At 64.3% G+C, this 17,936-nt stretch carries 18 protein-coding genes; 8 read left to right on the top strand and 10 right to left on the bottom strand.

The window, feature by feature from the left end; all coding sequences use genetic code 11:
• Positions 1 to 242 (top strand): hypothetical protein (locus tag CRD59_RS07065; protein WP_236632783.1); only part of this gene is annotated, 242 nt, incomplete at its 5' end.
• Between the two features lie 61 nt (positions 243 to 303).
• On the opposite strand, the gene CRD59_RS07070 is transcribed toward CRD59_RS07065, so the two are convergent.
• Together CRD59_RS07070 and CRD59_RS07075 are read right to left on the bottom strand one after the other, a co-directional pair.
• The gene (locus CRD59_RS07070) at positions 304 to 2,700 is read right to left on the bottom strand and encodes a type IA DNA topoisomerase (protein WP_113853986.1); all 2,397 of its coding nucleotides are present in this window, start codon (positions 2,698 to 2,700) and stop codon (positions 304 to 306) included.
• 119 nt (positions 2,701 to 2,819) lie between these two features.
• Positions 2,820 to 3,080 (bottom strand): hypothetical protein, encoded by a 261-nt coding sequence (locus tag CRD59_RS07075; protein WP_113853987.1) that lies wholly within the window; start codon positions 3,078 to 3,080, stop codon positions 2,820 to 2,822.
• 242 nt (positions 3,081 to 3,322) lie between these two features.
• Here CRD59_RS07075 and mobC point away from each other — a divergent pair, with 242 nt between their 5' ends.
• The 3 genes from mobC to CRD59_RS07090 all read left to right on the top strand — a co-directional run bounded on the left by mobC (position 3,323) and on the right by CRD59_RS07090 (position 6,350).
• Positions 3,323 to 3,745: a plasmid mobilization relaxosome protein MobC gene (mobC, locus tag CRD59_RS07080; protein WP_113853988.1), complete on the top strand. Its 423-nt coding sequence runs from the start codon at positions 3,323 to 3,325 to the stop codon at positions 3,743 to 3,745.
• A complete protein-coding gene (locus CRD59_RS07085) occupies positions 3,742 to 5,448 on the top strand; it encodes a relaxase/mobilization nuclease domain-containing protein (protein ID WP_113853989.1) in 1,707 nt (568 codons plus the stop codon). The genes mobC and CRD59_RS07085 overlap by 4 nt, the downstream gene beginning before the upstream one ends.
• 74 nt (positions 5,449 to 5,522) lie before the next feature.
• Positions 5,523 to 6,350 (top strand): hypothetical protein, encoded by an 828-nt coding sequence (locus CRD59_RS07090; RefSeq protein ID WP_113853990.1) that lies wholly within the window; start codon positions 5,523 to 5,525, stop codon positions 6,348 to 6,350.
• Between the two features lie 3 nt (positions 6,351 to 6,353).
• Here CRD59_RS07090 and CRD59_RS07095 read toward each other — a convergent pair whose 3' ends face one another.
• The 7 genes from CRD59_RS07095 to CRD59_RS07125 are packed head-to-tail and all read right to left on the bottom strand — an operon-like array spanning position 6,354 to position 14,053.
• The gene (locus CRD59_RS07095) at positions 6,354 to 6,824 is read right to left on the bottom strand and encodes a DUF4913 domain-containing protein (RefSeq protein ID WP_201736580.1); all 471 of its coding nucleotides are present in this window, start codon (positions 6,822 to 6,824) and stop codon (positions 6,354 to 6,356) included.
• Positions 6,825 to 6,828: 4 nt separating this feature from the next.
• The gene (locus tag CRD59_RS07100) at positions 6,829 to 8,532 is read right to left on the bottom strand and encodes a type IV secretory system conjugative DNA transfer family protein (protein ID WP_161522314.1); all 1,704 of its coding nucleotides are present in this window, start codon (positions 8,530 to 8,532) and stop codon (positions 6,829 to 6,831) included.
• A 17-nt stretch (positions 8,533 to 8,549) separates the two neighbouring features.
• Positions 8,550 to 10,001: an ATP-binding protein gene (locus tag CRD59_RS07105; protein WP_127920974.1), complete on the bottom strand. Its 1,452-nt coding sequence runs from the start codon at positions 9,999 to 10,001 to the stop codon at positions 8,550 to 8,552.
• 10 nt (positions 10,002 to 10,011) lie between these two features.
• Positions 10,012 to 11,523 carry an SCO6880 family protein gene (locus tag CRD59_RS07110; protein WP_113853993.1) on the bottom strand — a complete coding sequence of 504 codons (1,512 nt, stop codon included), beginning with the start codon at positions 11,521 to 11,523 and terminating at the stop codon, positions 10,012 to 10,014.
• Complete coding sequence (locus tag CRD59_RS07115) at positions 11,520 to 13,064, bottom strand: hypothetical protein (protein ID WP_113853994.1); 1,545 nt, start codon at positions 13,062 to 13,064, stop codon at positions 11,520 to 11,522. Before CRD59_RS07115 ends, CRD59_RS07110 begins: the two co-directional genes overlap by 4 nt.
• Complete coding sequence (locus CRD59_RS07120) at positions 13,065 to 13,727, bottom strand: hypothetical protein (RefSeq protein ID WP_127920975.1); 663 nt, start codon at positions 13,725 to 13,727, stop codon at positions 13,065 to 13,067. It lies immediately after the preceding gene.
• Between the two features lie 44 nt (positions 13,728 to 13,771).
• On the bottom strand, positions 13,772 to 14,053 hold the full coding sequence (locus CRD59_RS07125) for a hypothetical protein (protein ID WP_127920976.1): 282 nt from the start codon (positions 14,051 to 14,053) through the stop codon (positions 13,772 to 13,774).
• A gap of 160 nt (positions 14,054 to 14,213) precedes the next feature.
• Here CRD59_RS07125 and CRD59_RS07130 point away from each other — a divergent pair, with 160 nt between their 5' ends.
• Genes CRD59_RS07130 through CRD59_RS07145 form a run of 4 tightly spaced genes read left to right on the top strand, consistent with a single transcriptional unit; the run spans position 14,214 to position 17,304 of the window.
• Positions 14,214 to 14,423, top strand: coding sequence for a helix-turn-helix domain-containing protein (locus tag CRD59_RS07130; RefSeq protein WP_113853997.1), 210 nt, complete (start codon positions 14,214 to 14,216; stop codon positions 14,421 to 14,423).
• The gene (locus CRD59_RS07135) at positions 14,420 to 15,478 is read left to right on the top strand and encodes a lytic transglycosylase domain-containing protein (RefSeq protein ID WP_113853998.1); all 1,059 of its coding nucleotides are present in this window, start codon (positions 14,420 to 14,422) and stop codon (positions 15,476 to 15,478) included. The genes CRD59_RS07130 and CRD59_RS07135 overlap by 4 nt, the downstream gene beginning before the upstream one ends.
• 9 nt (positions 15,479 to 15,487) lie before the next feature.
• Positions 15,488 to 16,120 (top strand): hypothetical protein, encoded by a 633-nt coding sequence (locus CRD59_RS07140; RefSeq protein WP_113853999.1) that lies wholly within the window; start codon positions 15,488 to 15,490, stop codon positions 16,118 to 16,120.
• Positions 16,117 to 17,304, top strand: coding sequence for a hypothetical protein (locus CRD59_RS07145; RefSeq protein ID WP_113854000.1), 1,188 nt, complete (start codon positions 16,117 to 16,119; stop codon positions 17,302 to 17,304). The genes CRD59_RS07140 and CRD59_RS07145 overlap by 4 nt, the downstream gene beginning before the upstream one ends.
• A gap of 104 nt (positions 17,305 to 17,408) precedes the next feature.
• Here the strand turns inward: CRD59_RS07145 and CRD59_RS07150 are convergent, their stop codons facing one another.
• A complete protein-coding gene (locus CRD59_RS07150; RefSeq protein WP_113854001.1) occupies positions 17,409 to 17,681 on the bottom strand; it encodes a hypothetical protein in 273 nt (90 codons plus the stop codon).
• Positions 17,682 to 17,936: the final 255 nt, after the last annotated feature.

Below are 17,936 nucleotides of genomic sequence, written 5' to 3' on the forward strand. Positions count from 1 at the left end.
CGGTCTCTCTCCACTTGTTCAAACGGACCACCAAGGAGGAAGCAATGACCTACACCATCGAGCAGTACACAGTCCCCATGAGCTACGACGACCCCATACAGCCCGAACCCACATGGATGAGCAGCCCCTACTTCTGGGACAAGGAATGGAAGACCGAGGCCGGAGCCCGCCGAGCCCTGGAGAAGCACCTCAGGATATGCAACGGAGATCCGGCGAAATACCGCATACGCCAACAGGCCTGACGGGCCAAGTAAAAGAGGCCGGGGAATCCCCCCGGCCTCCTGCTCATATCCGAAATCCGAATCATCTTTGCTCGCGTCTCGGATGGACCTGGAATCCCCGGTCAGCATCAATGGTCAACCACGCATCATAGAGATGAGAGGTAGATCGCGACTTCAATCCGCTCACCGGCACCATACGGCCGGCAAGCAGGGCCTTCGCCTGCTCATCTGACAGGCCCTTGCCGGCCACCGACCCGAACAACTTCCATCCGCATCCCGCCGTCAGTCTCCATTCGCCGGAGGAATCCTTGACGGATTGGTTTGATGAACATTGCCAGACCTTCCCGGTCTTCACGACCGTCTTGCCGCACCGTGGGCACGACCCATACGCTTCGCGTATGTGAATCAGCTCCGGTTTCAGATCCGATTTCGCGGTGGCAGGGATCGCCACCGCCTGAGCCCGCATCTCCTCCATGACCTCGGCGGCGTCAGCCTCTCCATGCTCCACGGCTGAAAGGCGCTGCTCCATACGCGCTGTCAGCTCCACGTCCCGCAGATCCTCCGCCACCAGATCGATCACGGTCCGTCCAAGCTCGGTGGAACGAATGTAGTTTCCTTCACGTTCGGCATACCTTGTTTTCACCAGGCGTTCGATGATTTTCGCGCGTGTGGCAGGTGTTCCGATGCCCCCTGAATGTGACCGTTCATCATCCATGGCCTTCCTCAGGGCCTTGTCCTTCAGATACCTGCTGGCCGACTGCATCGCAGTCAGCAGATCAGCATCGGTCATCGGACTGGGGGGCTTGCTCTTCCCTGAGACCACGACGGTATCCAATGCCGGCAGGACAGCCGGCGCGATCAGGTTCGTTGGGATATCGTTATGCTCGCTCTCATCGCCGCCCTCATGATCCGCCTTCGCCGCCACCCCCTTCCAGCCCCATGAGACAGGCGTGTCAGCACTGCAGGTGAACCGAACGCCACCTGTATCGGCGGCCACGTCCACTGTGTCATGCACGTAGTCATCGCCCACCGCTTCACAAACACGCTGTACGATACGGACCCACACCAGGCGCTCGTCATCCCCGAGGCGCTCGATCGCAGCGGAGTCAAACGAAGCGGTGGGAAGGATGGCCGGGTGCCCCTCTACCCTCGTGTCGTCCACAACCAGGTTGAACCGGGGTGCCGGCGGCACCGTCGCCACGACCCCGGCCGCTCTGGTGGCGTTGATGACCCCGGTGAGCTTCGGCAGCTCCGCACGGGTAATAAAGGTGCTGTCGGTTCGCGGGTAGTTAATCAGCTCATTCTGATAGAGCCGCTGCGCCGCGTCCGCCGTCTGCTCGGCCGTAAAGCCGTGCAGACGAAGGCGCTCGATCACAGCGGAGTCGACCGAAGCGGTGGGATTGGTGGCCGGTAACTCATCCACCTGTCCATTCTTGCGTATCAGACGAAGCCGGGGTGCCGGCGGCACCGTCGCCACGACCCCGGCCGCTCTGGTGGCGTTGATGAACCCGGTGAGCTTCGGCAGTTCCGCACGGGTAATAAAGGTGCTGTCGGTTCGCGGGTAGTTAATCAGCTCATTCTCATAGAGCCGCTGCGCCGCGTCCGCCGTCTGCTCGGCCGTAAAGCCGTGCAGACGGTTCATGTCCTTCTGCAACTCCGTAAGGTCGTACAAATGCGGGGGACTGAGTCGCCGGCGTAACCGCTTCACCTCGCGCACATTCACCCCGACGGTATCGACCTGATGCGCCACCTCCTGAGCGCGCTTCGGCGAGTACAAGGGTTCGCTCGTCAGCGTCCAGCTGCCCATCCCCGCGCGCACCCGCCAGAAAGGCCTGGGGACATGTTGCTCAATCTGCCTGTCACGATCGACGATGATCGAAAGAGTGGGGGTCTGCACACGACCGACGCGGACGGGCCGCTTATACAGAAGCGTGTAAGCACGGCTTGCGTTCATACCGGTAAGCCAATCTGCCTTCGCCCTGATCTCCGCCGCGTCCGCCAGACCCTGGTACTCGCTATCGGGTCTCATGTCTTTAAGGGCGGAGCGGATCGCCGTACCTTCCATCGAAGCCACCCACAGGCGCTGCATCGGTTTCCGAACATCGGCGCGGAACATGATCCGTCTGAAGATAGCCTCACCCTCACGATCAGGGTCGCAAGCGTTGATGACAGTATCGACGTCCGGGCGAGAGGCCAAGGACACGATGCAGTTATATCGTTCGGTGGCCGTCTTGTCATGATTCACCGACCATATCCATGCCTCGCCCGGATCGATCGGCAACGTCTCCAGGTTCCACCGTTTGGCGGACCACGGCCGGTCCTTATACTCCCCAGGCTCTGCAAGCTCCACCAGGTGACCCTGCGCCCAGGTGATGAGCGAATCGCCCGCTTCGATGTAACCTCGCCTCGCTACGTCACCGCCGATGGCCTTGCCGATCGCCGAGGCCACGCTACGCTTTTCCGCTATGATCAAGCGCATGTCCCAACCCCAAATCAAAAAGTAAACCCAAGCGTCCGTTGCGTCCAGGCGAAGGCCTGGACAGCTCACGCCAGTCCAAGCCTCCTACGTGCTGTGATGGGTAGACCGAATCCGGCCGTCTACGGCCGGGCCACAGTGGACTGCTTACCCGCTTCGCGCAACAGGGACTTCATGCCGGGCGAAAGGGCGAATAGCTTCGCGATCTCCGCTTCGGACAGATGATGCTTCTCTTTCAAAGCACCCATCTTCTCGCTCGCCACACGAGACGCACCCCTGATCTGCTCGAGCTGCTTGCCCAAGACATCTAGATCCTTCTTCAGCGCAGCGAGTTCGGATCGTCGTTGTTCAATGTACTGTTCAGTGGCTGAAACACCAGGCATAATCTCTCCTTACCTTGAAATCTGCTCGGCAGGCACCATCTTACCTCCAGGAAAACCGCGCCTACGGCGCGGTCCCCGGCAACGCCGGGTCCGGAGGAAACGGAGTCTCCGACGGAGCAAGCTATAGAAAATGTGTACACATTTTCGCTTGATCGCACGGGACGTGCGATAATGGGACGTGGAACGTCCGTCCTCCCACCAGCCGGCGGGAGGTCGCTGCGCTGGCAAGGAGAGGAGGCCTCATGGATTCCGACGACGGGGAGAAGCGGAACAAGGATTACCGGGGCCTCGATTTCCACATCCGCATGAGCGCCGACGAGAAGGAGCTGCTGCTGTTCAAGGCCCGGCAGTGGGCCTCCAGGGCCGGGGACGACAGCGAACCGTCCTCCGGGGTGCTTTCCAAGTACGCCCGTTCGGTGCTGCTCGCCCCGGACGCCGAACAGCAGGCCGTGACCAAGCAGGAGATCATCGACTTCAAAGACAAGACGTCCCGGCTTGCCGGCCAGATAGCCAAGGTCGGTGTGAATCTGAACCAGGTCGCCAGGGTGGCGAACGCCAAAGGCATCGTCATCACCCCAGAGGTGGCACGGCTGGTGCAGCAGATGAAACCGCTGCTCAAGGAAGCGGCCGACCTGATCCATGACATGATGGAGCGCAACCTGTGATACCGAACGTCACCAGGGGCGACCGCATGCACGGGCTTGTGAACTACCTGGCCGGCGGCGGCCGGCACAACGAGCACACGGATCAGCATGTCCTGGCCGGGGACGACTGGACGGAGATCCGGTTCACCGATACGGAACTGGACCGATCCACGACGGCTGAGCTGGCCAGGCAGCTCGACAACGGCGCCGCCGCGTCCGGCGTCAGGATGAAGGGCGGGCATGTCTGGCATTGCTCCCTGGCGATCAGCAAGCACGACGGCGTGCTCAGCGATGACGAATGGCACCAGATCGCCCACGAGTTCATCGAGCAAATGGGGTTCGACGACGCGCAGGGAGCCAAGGGTGCGTGCATGTGGGCGGCCGTGCGGCATGGACTAAGCGGCAAGGACGGCGACGGCAACGACCACATCCACATCGCCGTCAACCTCGTCCGAACCGACGGCACGAAAGCCTGGATACATAACGACTTCCGACGGGCCCAGCAGGCTTGCAGGAAGATCGAGCAGGAGCACGGGCTCGAAGAGCTGGGCATCGATAGGACCAAGGCGGCCACCAGGGGGTGGAAGCCGGGCGAGCGAGAAGCCCAGGCCCGCCGCCGCGCCAGGGCCAAACTCCATTACGAGTCACCGGAGATCTCCTGGGGGTCGCTGCCGGTGCAGGAACGGCAGCGACTGACGGCCCTCCAGTTACAGGCTGACCAGCCCAGAAACAGGCTTGCCGACCGGATCAGGGCGGCCGCCAGCCAGTCGCATGACGAGGCCGAGTTCGTGCGGCGCCTGCGCCGCCAAGGTGTGCTGCTCCGTCCCCGGTACGCCCAGGGAGACCGAAGCGTGGTTACCGGATACTCCGTGGCCGAGCGCCCCATGTACGGGGAGCGGCCAATCTGGTATGGCGGTGGCACGATAGCCAGGGATCTGCGCCTGCCGGTCCTCCGCCAGGGATGGACTGACAGCATCGCCGCCGCCGGCGCGGCCGCCGACGAGTGGAACGCCGCTCTGCGCAACAAACGGGTCGTGCATCCTGGACAGGATGACATGGCGCCACTGCCTCAGGACGCCGCCGCCGCCATCGCACGTCTGAACAACGGGTTGAAATCCGTCAGCCCGGACGACAGGGAGACATGGGCCCATGTGGCCCACGAGACGGCCGGCGCCCTCGCATCCTGGTCGCGCGCCGTGGAATCGACGCCTGGGCCGATCGCGTACGCGTCACGAACCCTGGCCAGGAGCGCGCAGACCTACAGCAAGCCGCAACGGCCTCCGCACGCCGAAAGATCGATCATGTCCGGAGCCGCCCTGGCTTTCGTCGCCTCCCTGGACAGCGACAACCCGCGACTGCTGCAATCGGTGATGTACCGGCAGATATTCAAGACCGCCGACATGATCCGGCGCGCCATGGACGCCAGGAACGACGCCTACCTGGCCAGAATCACGCTGGAGGCTCAGAAGGACGACATGATGCGCATCGCCCAAGCGCTGCCGGCCGGCGACGGCGGCAGGCGACGGACGACTGCGCCGCCAACGGTGACGCGCACGGCCGACAAGACCACTCGCCGGACCTGGGACGTCGATGAGCTTGTCCACGCCACCAGAGGGGCGGCCATCCCCGCCGGCCTGTCCGCAACGGGTAAGACCTCGCCGCCGCCGCACCCCAGTCGTGGAGGCAACGATACATCCAGGCAAAGCAACCAGAGAGGAGGTTGAGCAGCTTCATATAACACCCGTGCATCCGCCAAGAACAAACGCACACACCTAACAACGGTAAGGAAGAGGAACACATGAAACCAGAAGAAGCAGCCGACGACGAAGAGGTACTGCGCCAGGTAGGCGCGCCGCTCAAAAGCCTGGCCACCGCCGCGATGCTGAAAGCACAAGGCTCCGCCGCGTCCAGCCAGGCGAGCTCAGCGACAGACGCCGACCGAAGCCGGAGGGAAAGCGAAGAAATCGCCACGCGCAAGGCGGCCTTGCAGGCGACAAGCCGGGCAGACCTCGAAACCGTGTTCTCGCCCGATTGGATCGACCGGGCAGACGCCCACGAGATATACACCAAGCTGCAGGAGGCTGCGGCATGGAGATCTGAGGATACCAGGTGCGCCCAAGCCTACGCCCGCATCGAGGAGTCCGTGTCCGACCGGTACGGCGTAAGGCCCTCCACCTACCAGGATGAGATCGCCTTGGCCGCCGGCCTCGAAAACGGACATGAAAAGCGCGGAAGGGCAAACGACATGCGGGCCGACGCCGCCGCTCTGGACGACGAGAACAAAGCCCTGCTCGACCAGGCGGACCTCCAGGACCAGTTGGCCAACTCGGCCATCGACCAGGAGGACAAGAGACAACTGGAGGAGGACCGGGACCAAGCCCTGCAGGAAGCGGCCATCGCCGGCCAGGATGAGGAGCAGCTCGACGCCGAGGCCGAGAGGCTGCACAACGCTGGTCTCGAGGATGAGCAAGTGCAGGGCGCCATGCGCGTCGAGGTGACGCACACGAAAGACGTCAACAGAGCAGTCAAGGCCGGCGAAAACCAGAAACGCGGACACACGCGCCGGCGGAGCCGGAACAGGGCCAAGAGCCGGGCCAGCGCCAAAACCATGAGCCGTGGACGATGAGGTTCAAATCACGCCGTCATCTGCAGGAATAACATACGCCTCGCCTGTGCGCTCATCCCGAAACCGGCCGGCCGGAGGGAGAGCGCACGGCAGCGGGTCCGTACTGCGGCCGTTCACCTCGCAGTCCGCGAACGGCCCGGTCTCGGACATGAGCCGATCCATCGTCGGGTCGCAATAGTCCCTCCACCACACCGCCATGCCCGTAGTCTCATCCCGCCTGCTGATCTCCCAGACGCGCCATAGCTCGGTCAGCCTGGACACCGCCTCGGGGCAGTCGAACCAGGTGGAGCTCCACCTGGCTGCGTTTCCGGACACACGCCGCTTGTACATGTGCCTCAGCCACCGGTAGACGAAGTCCCAGACATTCGCAAAGTAAGCCTTCGGCTGCTCCTGCCCGCTTTCGGCGGCAGTCTCCTCCCCGTCCAGCATGTCGGCGAGCTCACCCGCCAAAGAATCCTGCATCTCCTCATCCACACGGTCACCTCGATCCTTCCTGGGCCATAGCCAACGACGTTCTGACCTCATCGGCGTCAGGCCGTTCCATCCACGGCATAGTTCTCAACAGCGCCGGACGCGCGCCGGACGCCAGCAGCAGCTCTCGGCCCCTGGGAAGGGCGGCGAGCTCATCGACGGACATAATCGAATCGCGGGACAGCGAAACCGTCGAACTCGTCTGGCCGTTGTTGAACGCGACCTGCCGGCTCCTGTAGTCGAACTCGCCAACCAGCTCGCTCAGTTTCCGCAGGAAGTCGGCCTCCCTGACGCCGCCCAGGTATAGTCCGAGATTCGTGGCGCTCCAGAGCTTGGACATGCCGGCATCGCCCCAGGTGGTGCAGCCCTGGGACCAGGACTGCAGGTACGTCTGCATGACGATACAGCGGCTGCCGTAATGGCTGTACAGATCCGGCAGTTCGCGCCACCTGCAGACATTCGCGGCCTCATCGAGCACATCCAGCAGAGGCTTATGCAAGTGCCCGCCGGGCTCTGCGGCACCTTTCTCCTCGGCCGCCTCGCTGACGGCGGCCGTCAAGGCCAGGACGAACGCGCCGGCGTTGCCGACGCCTTCACGGCTCATCGAGCACAACGTGTCGTCGGAACCCACGAAATGCCGCACGTCGAACTCGTCAAGGTGGCCGCGCGACGGTGGTGTCACCCACTTGGTCACCTGGGGGGAGGTGAGCACGCGGGCCATGTTCTGCGCCGACCCGTACACGCCCTGCTTCTGCTTATCGGGCGATTCGATGATGGCCTGCAAAGAGTCGGCCACCCGGTCGTACCCATGGTCCTGCAGCACGTCCACGGGCTGCTGGCTGTTGGAGTGCATCAGCCATGTCCACACCTCAGTGATCGGATCGCCCTTCAAGCTGGCGGCCAGCAGCAGATACGAGATCAGAGACTCGGCCATGGAATCGAAAAACGCATCCTTCTTGGCGTCGGCGTCGATCGAGGACGACGCGAAGTAGCCGGCGAGCTGCAGGGCCTTCGTCTCATCCCTGACATAGGTCAGCGGATTCCACCACCAGGTCTGGCGGTCGTTGCTGACCTTCTGGGGGTCGAACGGCCACACGACCCCCTTACGCGACCTGGGTCCGCGAATGCCGTCGATGATGTCACGCTTGTTGGAAGTGGTGAGCACAGGCCCTGGAGCGTCCAGGATCGACGGGATGGCAAGGCAGGTGGTCTTGCCGGTCCTGGGACCGGCAATGCAGACCAGCATATCCTCCCAGGACATGTACATCTTCTCCCCGCTGAGCACATGCCGGCCGACCGCAAGGCCTGGCCTGTCGCTCTCGACTCCGAGGCGGCCCGCCACCTCCGCAGCATGAGCCTCGCTCAGTGGCTCGATATCCGAACCCACACCCAAATGCCGGGCGGCCGCATCGACCCGGGAATGCCGGCGGCGGCGCCGTGAGCGGCGCCACACCACCATGGCGGCCGCACCAAGGTATAGGACGACTTGCCCGCCAAGCACCACCCATCCGTAGATACCTGGCCAGGCCAGCTTGCCGGACGCCAAGCCCAGCGGGACGCTGAACAGGCCGCGCATGGCCGGCGGCGCGCCGTCGCGCAGCAAACACCCAAGCATCCAGGACAGCCACACGACCCAACTGCCGCCCAGCACCAACACGAGCAGCGCCAATCTCATAGCCGTCTGGTCATCGATCCCAGAGGGCTGCTTCAACCGATTGTTCCTTGCCATCATGCCTCCTCATGCCACAGCTTGTTGGTGTCGTTCACGTGGAGCTCGGCAGCGGTCAAATCAAGGTGGAAGGGGATGCCCGGACGGCCACCGACCTTCACCAGGAAGTTCCCACGTCCGGGAGGCGGCGCCTCCACACCGGCCTTGGTGTCCCACGACGGCGGATCCTGCCAGGAGGCGAGCATGGACGCCTCGGTCTGGCTCATGGAGATGGCGGAATTCAGCAGCGGGATCTCTTTCTGCGGCAGTCCGCCGCACACCACCATGCCGCTGCGCTCCACGAAACCGCGCGCCTTCATTCGGTCGGATTCTTCCGGCAAACTCAGCAGATCGCTCATCGTATGGCTGATCAGCGCCTGACCGACGCCGAAGCTGCGGTTTAACCGCGTGACCTGGTCCACGCGCTCCACCATGTCGGGGCCGGAGCGGAGCGCGCTCCACAGCTCGTCCAGCACCAGAAAATACCGGAGCAACGGCTCCAGGCCGGCGGTGGCCAGCAAGTGGTTCACGTCGACGGCGCAGAAACCCGCATCCCAGCATGCCATGAGCGCCGCCGCGCGCACGCTCTGGTCCACCTCATTGATAGCGGATATGTCAAAGACCACCGGGCGCGTGGGGTCAATCTGCTCACTGGTGTGGTGAGAGAACAGATCCCCCATCAGCCCGGGCCCTGACAGGCTGATCAGGCTCGACTCCAAGCCCTCGGTCACAGCTTGGTAACGCTGCAGGTCGCCTCGATCCACGGCCACCGCCCGCACCGGGGCGGGAGCTTCACGGAGAACCTGCAGCAGATCGGACATGAGCGGCGGCTTGTCGCCGAACCGCTCATCGAGCACATCCAGGCAGGCAGAGAGGATGTTCCTCTCCCTCTCCGACGGGCGCGACCCCCTGGATATCGTGATCAATGCCCGTACCATGTTGCCCCGCCGGTTCTGGATGATCGTGTGCAGCTCATCGCGCTTGGCGCCGCTCACCCTGTGCAGGGAACCGAGGGCGCCGCCCGGGTCCAGCACATTGATCGACCCCTTTCCCGGGCCTATGGCGATCACTTGGCCGCCCAACGCCCTGACCACATCGACATGCTCACCCTTCACGTCGCCCAGGAACATCGTGTTGATGCCCATGTGGTCATAGCCGATCGCCCACCTGCGGGCGATCGTGCTCTTGCCCAAACCGGGCTTCCCCAGGATGAACGCCGAAGGGTTGCTGATGAAGTGGGCCCGCATGAACCAGGAAAGCGGGTCACAGCACAAAGATGCGCCGGTCATAAGATGCCGGCCCATCGGCACGCCGATCTTAGGCGCCCCGGCACCCACGGTGAACGGCCACAGACCACAGGTCTGCTGGGTGCTGCCCCTCCATTCCTGGGGAGGATGAATCACCGTCGCGCGGCCACCTGCAGGACCCCGGAACCCCCTATAGGTGAGAACGGGGCTGTTCGTCTTTGCCATATCGGTCCCCCTATAAGCTGTCTATGTACGAGGCGGGCAGGGCCGTATATTCCTTGGTGTCCAAGCCCAGGGGCAGGCAGGCAGCGAAAGCGCTGTCCTGCGATCCGTACACCGGCCTCAACCGGAGCCTGGAGGAAGCCCCCAGCGCTTCGACCGTCGCCATCACATCCTGCTTGGCCGACGAGTCCGCTATCGTCGCCGTCGCCAGGCAGGCGAAGTTCTCGACCCCCGCGCCGGCGGCCTGCTCGTCTGCAGTCTGCTCGGCCGCCCTCTTCCTCCGACGGGCCCTGGCCGTAGGACGCTTGGCCGACATCTCGTAGTCGGCCACCGTCACGTCCTTGTCCACCACGTCGGGGGTGTCCTCGGGCGGTATCGGCTTGTACAACCACGTGACCCGCTTGCTGACCAGATCCCTTTGCGGAGCCAGGAAGCGGGTCAGGATGTTGGAGCGCACCACGCCACGCGGCGCCTGGGTCATCTCCCAGGTCACGGACAGGTCGCCGTCATGCAAGTACGAGTCCCAGGACGCCTCGGCCGCCATGGGCCCGCATTGGCTCCAGTCCAGCACCACAGGCTGGCGCAAAGCATCGGCCTGGTCCAGGTCCGCCTGGGCCTTGGAATCATAGGCTACGCGCACATACCGGCAGAGCGCCTGCATGTCCATTGGCCAGCAGGCGGCCGCGCCGGACGCCTCCACACGCTGAGACAAGTGTCCGAGTCTGGGAGCGATGTCCTGGATGATCTCGTCGCGTTTCTTGCGGCGTCCGGATCCCTTGCGGGATGCCGAATACGTGAAGAACAGATACGCTTTGACGTCACTGCTGCCCTGCGGATACGATTCGACCACATCGGACAATACGGCCAGGCTGAACGGGCTGGCTTTCCCCACCGCCTGGGACTCGACCTCCTGCTTCAACTGCAAGGGGTTGGCCGGATGCGTCTCGATAGTCACACCGAAGTGTTTCAGCCCTGGTTCGTCGGCCATATCGGCTTTCATCAGGCCCCACCGGGCAACCCACACGTCCACCTGCTCGGGGTCCACCAGGTCCTCGCCCATGGGCGACGCCGAGAACACGACGGTGTACGTCTGCTGCCGGGGGCAATAGATCAGCGCGAACTTCCTGCCGTATGAATCCGCGGCCTCGCTGACCGTCACCCTGCCCAGGATGCCGGGCAGCATCACTGACCCTACGGGCCCTGAGCCCAACGTTCCCGCTCGCCACATATTTTCTCTCCTTCGCTTGGCCGACCACCAGCCGATACGAGCCAGTATTTTCGAGCCCTGGCTGATGTTGTGCTTGTCTTTGGTGGAGATGAGGAATATAGCCGCGAACCCCAGGCCGGCCGTCGCCAAGGCCGTTATCCATTGGCCGGCCACCACGAATATCAGGATCACCAGCGCTACGGCGAACACCATCATCGACGTAAGCCAACCCACGCCTTTGATCACGCCCTGGGTTTTCGGTTTAAGCCAATTGCCGTAGGTGCGCTGTCCTGCGGCATCGCCCATATCATCGCTCATATAAGCCCTCCACTGTTACTGTCCCCCACCTGCGCGGCCCCGTTGGCGCTTGGGCCCCCGGCCGCCGGCGCCGGCGGGGCTGACTCGCTTCCCGACGGCATCGGCCCGCCGCCGGACCCGTCCTGACCGGCCGCACTCTGCACAGCGCCAGCCACTTTCTTCCCGGCCTCGACTGCGGCTCCTGCGGCCGCTCCCACCGGACCGGCGGCCGCGCCTGCAGAAGCGGCTCCGGCGCCGGCGGCCGCGCCGCCACCCCCGGCCGCAGCTCCGCCGGCTCCAGAGGCGGCGCCCGAAGCGGATGGCCCTTGCGCGCCGGCTGCGCCGGATGGAGCGCCGCCGCCGGCCGAACCGGACGACCCATGCGACAGCATCATCGCGCCGGTAGGAATCGCGGCGGCGACCTCGCCGCCACCCGAAGATCCGGAAGTCATGCCGGCCACCACAGGCACGGCCATTTTCATGAGCGCCGGCAGGGCCAGGATCGAAGCCACCATGAACGCAAAGGCGACCAGGACGCCGGCCACGCTGTCCTTGCCCGGTTTGAACACGCCGCCGCCGATCATCCAGAAACAGGTAGCGTAAATGATCGATGCGGCGGGCTTATACAAGACGAACGCCACAAGCCAGCCGACAGATTTGTGATACCAATTCATCCCCCAATCGGTGTTGGTCGCGCTTGCCGAAAGCGGCAGCACCCCCGTCATGACTACCGCCATGCCGGTGCGGAAGATCATCAGTATCATCTGAATCAGCGTGCACAGCAAAGACGCTATGCCAAGGACCAGGACCATGACGGCGCCGCCGGGCAGGCCGGTGCCGAACACGAAGGCATTGGTGACCGCCTTGCTGAAATCCTTGCCGCTAGCCTCATCCAGGAGCCATGTGGAAAAGGCGTCGCCGACCTTGAAGCCGAGCTGCACTATTGTGGTGCCGGCGCCGGCCACGATGATCAGCCGGAGCAGAGAGGCCAGGGTATCGCGTCCCGGGCCTATCTCATGCCGCCACATCATCCGGCAGAATCCGGATATCACAGATATGGATGCCACCACGAGCATGTAGAACCACAAATGGCTCTGCAGCTTCGCCGCCGTGCCGCCGAGGTTGGTGGGGCCGTTCTGCAGAACGCTACTGACAAGCCCCGTGGCGGCTCCGATGCCGACGACGCCGAGCAGGACAATCACGATCTTGTCGATCGCGCCGGCATCGTCGCCACTGCGGGAAGCGCGGGCGTATTCCACCCATGCCCCGACCAAGGCGATGGCGGCCACCACGTATCCAACCCATTTGGCATAGCCGAGGATCGTCAGCATGCCCGAAGTGTCCGCCGGCGTCATGGCCTGCGCTCCGGGCCCTGAAAAATCAGGATCCGGTACGTTCAGCCATAACGTGGCGAAATCCTTCACGGCCGAGCCCACGGCATCGCTCACCAAAGAGGAGAGAATATCGAAGATGCCGCCGATCAGCTTCCCTATAGCGCTTGAGACGAGATCGACGGGGTTATGCGACGATATCCAATCGCCGATGTTGTTCAGCCAATCCAATTACCGCTCCCGCCATTCGACGTATCCGGACATGGACGGGATGGCCGCCGAGGTCATGGGGGGCGCGGACTCCGAGCGGAGCTTCCAATCGCCGTCCGACCACACCAGCATGTACACCATGCTCATGTCCGAGGAATGCGACGCCTGGGAACCTTCGTACCCCAGGTCCACGCTCGCGTGGTCAGCCGCGTATTCCAGCAGCCTGAACCCCTGCATGCTGGCTCTCACATCCTGGGCCTGCCTACCTGATCTCAGGCCCTGGGAATGCAGGCGCGACACGATCTCGTCATAGGCCGGTCCCTTGCCAAACAGGGACGACACCTTGTCGGCGTCGCCCATGATCGCGGGATCGGTCCACATGGCCGCGATGTTCGCCGCCGCGAACAGCGCTCCCTCCGGGGAATGGGCGAAGCAGCTCCTGACTCCGGAGGCCGGTGCACGGCCGGGACCATAGGCAGAGGATGACGGCCAGGGCCACATACTGCCCTCCTGGTAATGCCATCGGTCGACCTTGGGCGCTGCGGTGAGCTCAGTGGCATCCGACCCCTGCAGGCCGCATACGCTGGGCGAGTCTCTGTCCGGTGCCGAACTGTGCTGCTGAGCGGGCCGGTCAGTGGCCGACTGCAGCTGAGGAGCCGTCCCGCACCCCGTCAAAGCGGCCATCGCAAGAGCGATGACCGCCGACAGAACCGCCCGTGTCCCACCCCTCACTGGTCCACCAGGAACGCGACGAGCGAGAAGGCGGCACTGACACCCACGGCGGCGAATAGCACCATGGAGATCTTGCTCAGACCGTCCCTGTCGTCCCCGTTGCCCGCCGATCGGGCCCACGTGATGAACGCGGCGATCAGCAGGATAGCCGCGAAAATCGCGGCGCCCCATTTGACCCATCCCATGACTGAGGTGATGCCGCCCGTGGACGGGGGCTGAGTTGCCGGCGGGTTCGGGATCCCGGCGGCCAGGTGCTCGCCGACCTCAGCTCTGACCAAGCTTGCGAATTGTTCCGTCTTTCCCAATTTGCTCTCCTACCCTTCGTAATGACACCCAACTAATCCATTTTGTATATATTTTGTGGTTTTCTAGTGTCATATTTTGTATTATATAATATATTTTGGTAGTTTCCCACATGCTGAGCCGGAGGCCCGCCTTATGTCAATCGGAGAGATCCTGTCGGGGTACCCGGACCTCTTGGAGGTCAAGGAAGTAAGCGAGATACTGCACAAGAATCCCCACACCATCTATGGTTGGCTGCGCACCGGCGCGCTGCCGGGCACAAAGTGCGGCGGGGGATGGCTCATCGCCAAGAGCGACATCATCGAGTATCTGCAATCGCGCTCGAACAATACCGATACGCGATGAACGAGCAATCATCCGCTAAATTCCTCGTCGTCGGCGCCGCCGCCGCCATGGCCCTGCTTTTCCTGTTCTTCCTTCCCATCATGCTGACCACCCTGCTCATCCTGGGAGAGCAATCGGGGGAAAACGGTGGCGGCGGCGTGGCCAACGTGCCCGCCGAGTACGTAGCCGACGTAATCAAAGCGGGCGGCATCTGCAAGACGATTACCCCGCCGGTGATAGCAGCGCAGATCGAGGCGGAGTCCAACTGGAACCCCAAGGCCGGCAGCGGCGCCGGCGCCCAGGGCATAGCCCAGTTCATGCCCGCGACCTGGGCCACCCACGGCAAGGACGGGGACGGGGACGGCAAGGCGGACATCTGGAACCCGCACGACGCGATCTGGAGCCAGGGCAACTACATGTGCGAGCTGGCCGGTCAAGTGGATTCCGCCAAGGGGTCGGGCCGCCTGCAGGGCGACACCCTGCAGCTGACTTTGGCCGCCTATAACGCCGGCATCGGCGCCGTCCTCTCCCACGGCGGCATCCCTCCCTATACGGAGACCCAGAACTACGTGAAGCGGATACTTGGGCTCATCCCCAAATACACCGCCGCCACAGGCGGCGGCGGGGGCGCTACAGCAGGCAAGCTCAGCCCGGGCCTCAAAATGAAAGCGGACGGCGTGCACGTCGATGTGGCCGCCATGGGCATCCAATACACCTGGTACGGAGGCGGAAGCGGATACCAGCCAGGACAGTGCACCTGGTGGGCGGCCAACCGCCGTGCGAACATCGGACACCCCGTAACGGCCCACATGGGCAACGGCGGCGCCTGGGCCAACACGGCCCGCAGCATGGGATGGCCCGTAGGCCACGAGCCGCGACTCGGCGCCGCGATGAGCATATCCCCGGGGCTGCTGGGCTCAGATCCATCCTACGGGCATGTGGCCGTGGTGGAACAGATCAACCCGGACGGCAGCATCGTCATCTCCGAGTCCGGCGTGACCATGCCCGTGAAAATCACCACCATCAGCGCGGCGGCACTATCCGCCGTCGCGCAAGGCATCTGGTACGTGTACTAAGGAGAAACCATGTCCCGCAAACGACGGCTACAGGCGGCGGCCACCGCCACGCTGGCACTGATCCTGACCGCAGGGTGCGGCTCGACCGAGCCAGCGAAGCACGACAGCTCCCCAGGCAGGCCGGCCGTCCCTCCCACGGCCGCCCCGGCCGCCCCTGACGGCGAACACCCGTGGCCGAACACCACCTCCTGGCTATCCACCCTCCCCGATCCGCGGACGGTGCCACGGCACGACCCCCTGAAAGTGGCGGCCGCGTATTGCACCACTTACCACACCTGGGACACCACTATCGACATCGACACGATCAACGCCGCCCAGCGGGCGGCCTTGTACGCGACGCCAGCGCTGCGCGCAGATATCGAAGCCACCCCGCCAGGATCAGCGAAAGGGCAAGCGACATTCACCAACGCGCGCCGGCACCGGACATGGACCAAAACCACGATTACGGCCGCCGGGCGTGAAGGGCGCAGCGACGACCCCGACAAGGACAGCATCACACTGGCCTGGAACATGACGCTCAACAGGCGCGACGGCACACCCGCCAACAACCACGCCGGCGCCGATAGCGTGCAGGTGCAACGCACGGCGGACGGGACCTGGCAGGTATACGCAAGCACCGAACGAAGGACTGACGAAGGATGAAGACTCAGGATCCGCCCTCGACGCCGGCGGCAGTGCGGCTTACCAGTCGCGGCGGCAGCATCACCATCAATGGCACATCCACCGAACTGCCTACCTGCAGCAGCTTGGACGACGCACGCCAGGAGGCCGACGCAAGGCTCGCGCTCCTGACAAAACTGAACCGCACCGACACCGCAGTCGAATACCATCTCCCCGACGGCAGCACCGAAAAGCTGCTAATCCATCCCGACGGCAGCACCCAGCAGACAGATGTAGTGGCCGGCGCGCCTTCCAAGCAGAAAGACAAAGGCGGCAAACAGGCAGCGCCCACAAGCCCGGCCAAGCGATCAGGCAGAGCAAGCGTCCGAAGGACACTGGCCGTCTCCACGGTCGTTGCCCTGCTCGCAGCCTCCGCCGCAGCCGCATATCTCGTGGAAGTCCAGACGCCCCGCGCCCGTCATGATGGGGCCGTCGCGGCGTGCCAGGAGGCCGCCGGCCGTCTGGAGCGGGCCGGCAGGGCCGGCGAGTCGAAGCGGGCGGCCGGCGCACGAGACGTGCAGGCCGGCCAGGTGGCCGACGCCAAGACCGTGAGCGACTACCAGCGGGCCGTCAAGGCCATCACGAAGGTCAAGCCGGTGTCCTGCGACGCCTCGCAAAGCACGGCCGACCTGCGGGAAGCGGCGCGGCGGATGGACGCTGCGGCGGCCAGGCGCGACGATCAGGCCAAGGCCGTCGAGCGGGCCGCGAAAGCCGTGCTCGCCTCGCGGGACGCGAAGAGCCTGGCGGACGCCAGGGCCGCGCTCAAGACGAAGCAGGACGAGGGATCCAAGCTGCTTGCCGACTCGGAGGGGAAGGCGGCCGACAACGGCACGCGCGACCGGCTGCGGGGCGCGATCGACGCCGCCGGCAAGGTATCGTCCTCGAAGCCGGACGACTACCGGAAGGCCCAGGCCGCGATCCAGGCCTCCATCGACGCGGTGAACGCGAGCATGCAGGCCAAGGCCGATGCCGACGCCCAGGCGGCGGCGCAATCCACGCAAGCAGCGCCGCCCACGCCGGCAACGCCCAACTACCCGAAAACCGTCCCACAGGTGCCGGCGCCCATGCCGGCGCCCAGGGTCCAGGCGCCGCAGACACGGCCACAGGCGCCCTGGTCGGTGCCGGCGCCGGCGCCTTCAGACGGACCGCTGCCAGACCACCTCTAGCCCGTCAAGGCAATAACAATCGGCCCCGCCACACATGGTGACGAGGCCGATGTCGTGTCCCGCCAGGAAAGATCATGGGGAGAAATCCTGGCGGGAAGTATTGATCATTCGATTGGCGCCGGAATCGCGTGGCGCATCTCTGAAACAAACCTCGCGCCGCCGACAGCTACAACCGAGGCTACCACGATGATGAGGCAGCACCAGTACGGCACGGGCCGGGAAATCGCCTTGACGGCAAGCCACAGGCCGGCGGCAAGTAAGGCATAAACGCCTGCCGAGGCGCCCTCCAACAACAGCCACACCACTCCCTTGCTTAGACCCCGGGAGTGCCGGCGGCCGCTCAGCTTGCCATTGTCGGCAGTATCGGCAGTAGTCACGATAATCCTAACTGGGAATGACCGGCCCCGGTGCCGCAGCGCAAGGTGGATACGCTCCGGCACCGGCCGATCAGGCGGCCAAGGGGAAGAGGCCGCCGTGAAGCCCCATCTACAAGGATGGGAAGGATAGGGGCGGGGCACTGGACGCGCCCCGCCTGGGATCACCTTGCGGTGTGGTTGTCGCCGTCGATGACCTCGTGCCAGGGGTCATCGCCGGCATAGCGGGCTGGGTCCTCGTCATGGGGCATGTCGGCA

Origin of the sequence: Bifidobacterium xylocopae, from assembly GCF_003315615.1 — a bacterium.
Taxonomy (GTDB): domain Bacteria; phylum Actinomycetota; class Actinomycetes; order Actinomycetales; family Bifidobacteriaceae; genus Bombiscardovia; species Bombiscardovia xylocopae.

Excerpts from the sequence above, each read along its gene's own strand:
- CRD59_RS07120 (WP_127920975.1), bottom strand. The coding sequence starts at position 13,727 with ATGGCCGCTTTGACGGGGTGCGGGACGGCTCCTCAGCTGCAGTCGGCC.
- CRD59_RS07130 (WP_113853997.1), top strand. The coding sequence starts at position 14,214 with ATGTCAATCGGAGAGATCCTGTCGGGGTACCCGGACCTCTTGGAGGTC.
- mobC (WP_113853988.1), top strand. The coding sequence starts at position 3,323 with ATGGATTCCGACGACGGGGAGAAGCGGAACAAGGATTACCGGGGCCTC.
- CRD59_RS07145 (WP_113854000.1), top strand. The coding sequence starts at position 16,117 with ATGAAGACTCAGGATCCGCCCTCGACGCCGGCGGCAGTGCGGCTTACC.
- CRD59_RS07105 (WP_127920974.1), bottom strand. The coding sequence starts at position 10,001 with ATGGCAAAGACGAACAGCCCCGTTCTCACCTATAGGGGGTTCCGGGGT.
- CRD59_RS07070 (WP_113853986.1), bottom strand. The coding sequence starts at position 2,700 with ATGCGCTTGATCATAGCGGAAAAGCGTAGCGTGGCCTCGGCGATCGGC.
- CRD59_RS07140 (WP_113853999.1), top strand. The coding sequence starts at position 15,488 with ATGTCCCGCAAACGACGGCTACAGGCGGCGGCCACCGCCACGCTGGCA.
- CRD59_RS07075 (WP_113853987.1), bottom strand. The coding sequence starts at position 3,080 with ATGCCTGGTGTTTCAGCCACTGAACAGTACATTGAACAACGACGATCC.
- CRD59_RS07135 (WP_113853998.1), top strand. The coding sequence starts at position 14,420 with ATGAACGAGCAATCATCCGCTAAATTCCTCGTCGTCGGCGCCGCCGCC.
- CRD59_RS07090 (WP_113853990.1), top strand. The coding sequence starts at position 5,523 with ATGAAACCAGAAGAAGCAGCCGACGACGAAGAGGTACTGCGCCAGGTA.
- CRD59_RS07110 (WP_113853993.1), bottom strand. The coding sequence starts at position 11,523 with ATGAGCGATGATATGGGCGATGCCGCAGGACAGCGCACCTACGGCAAT.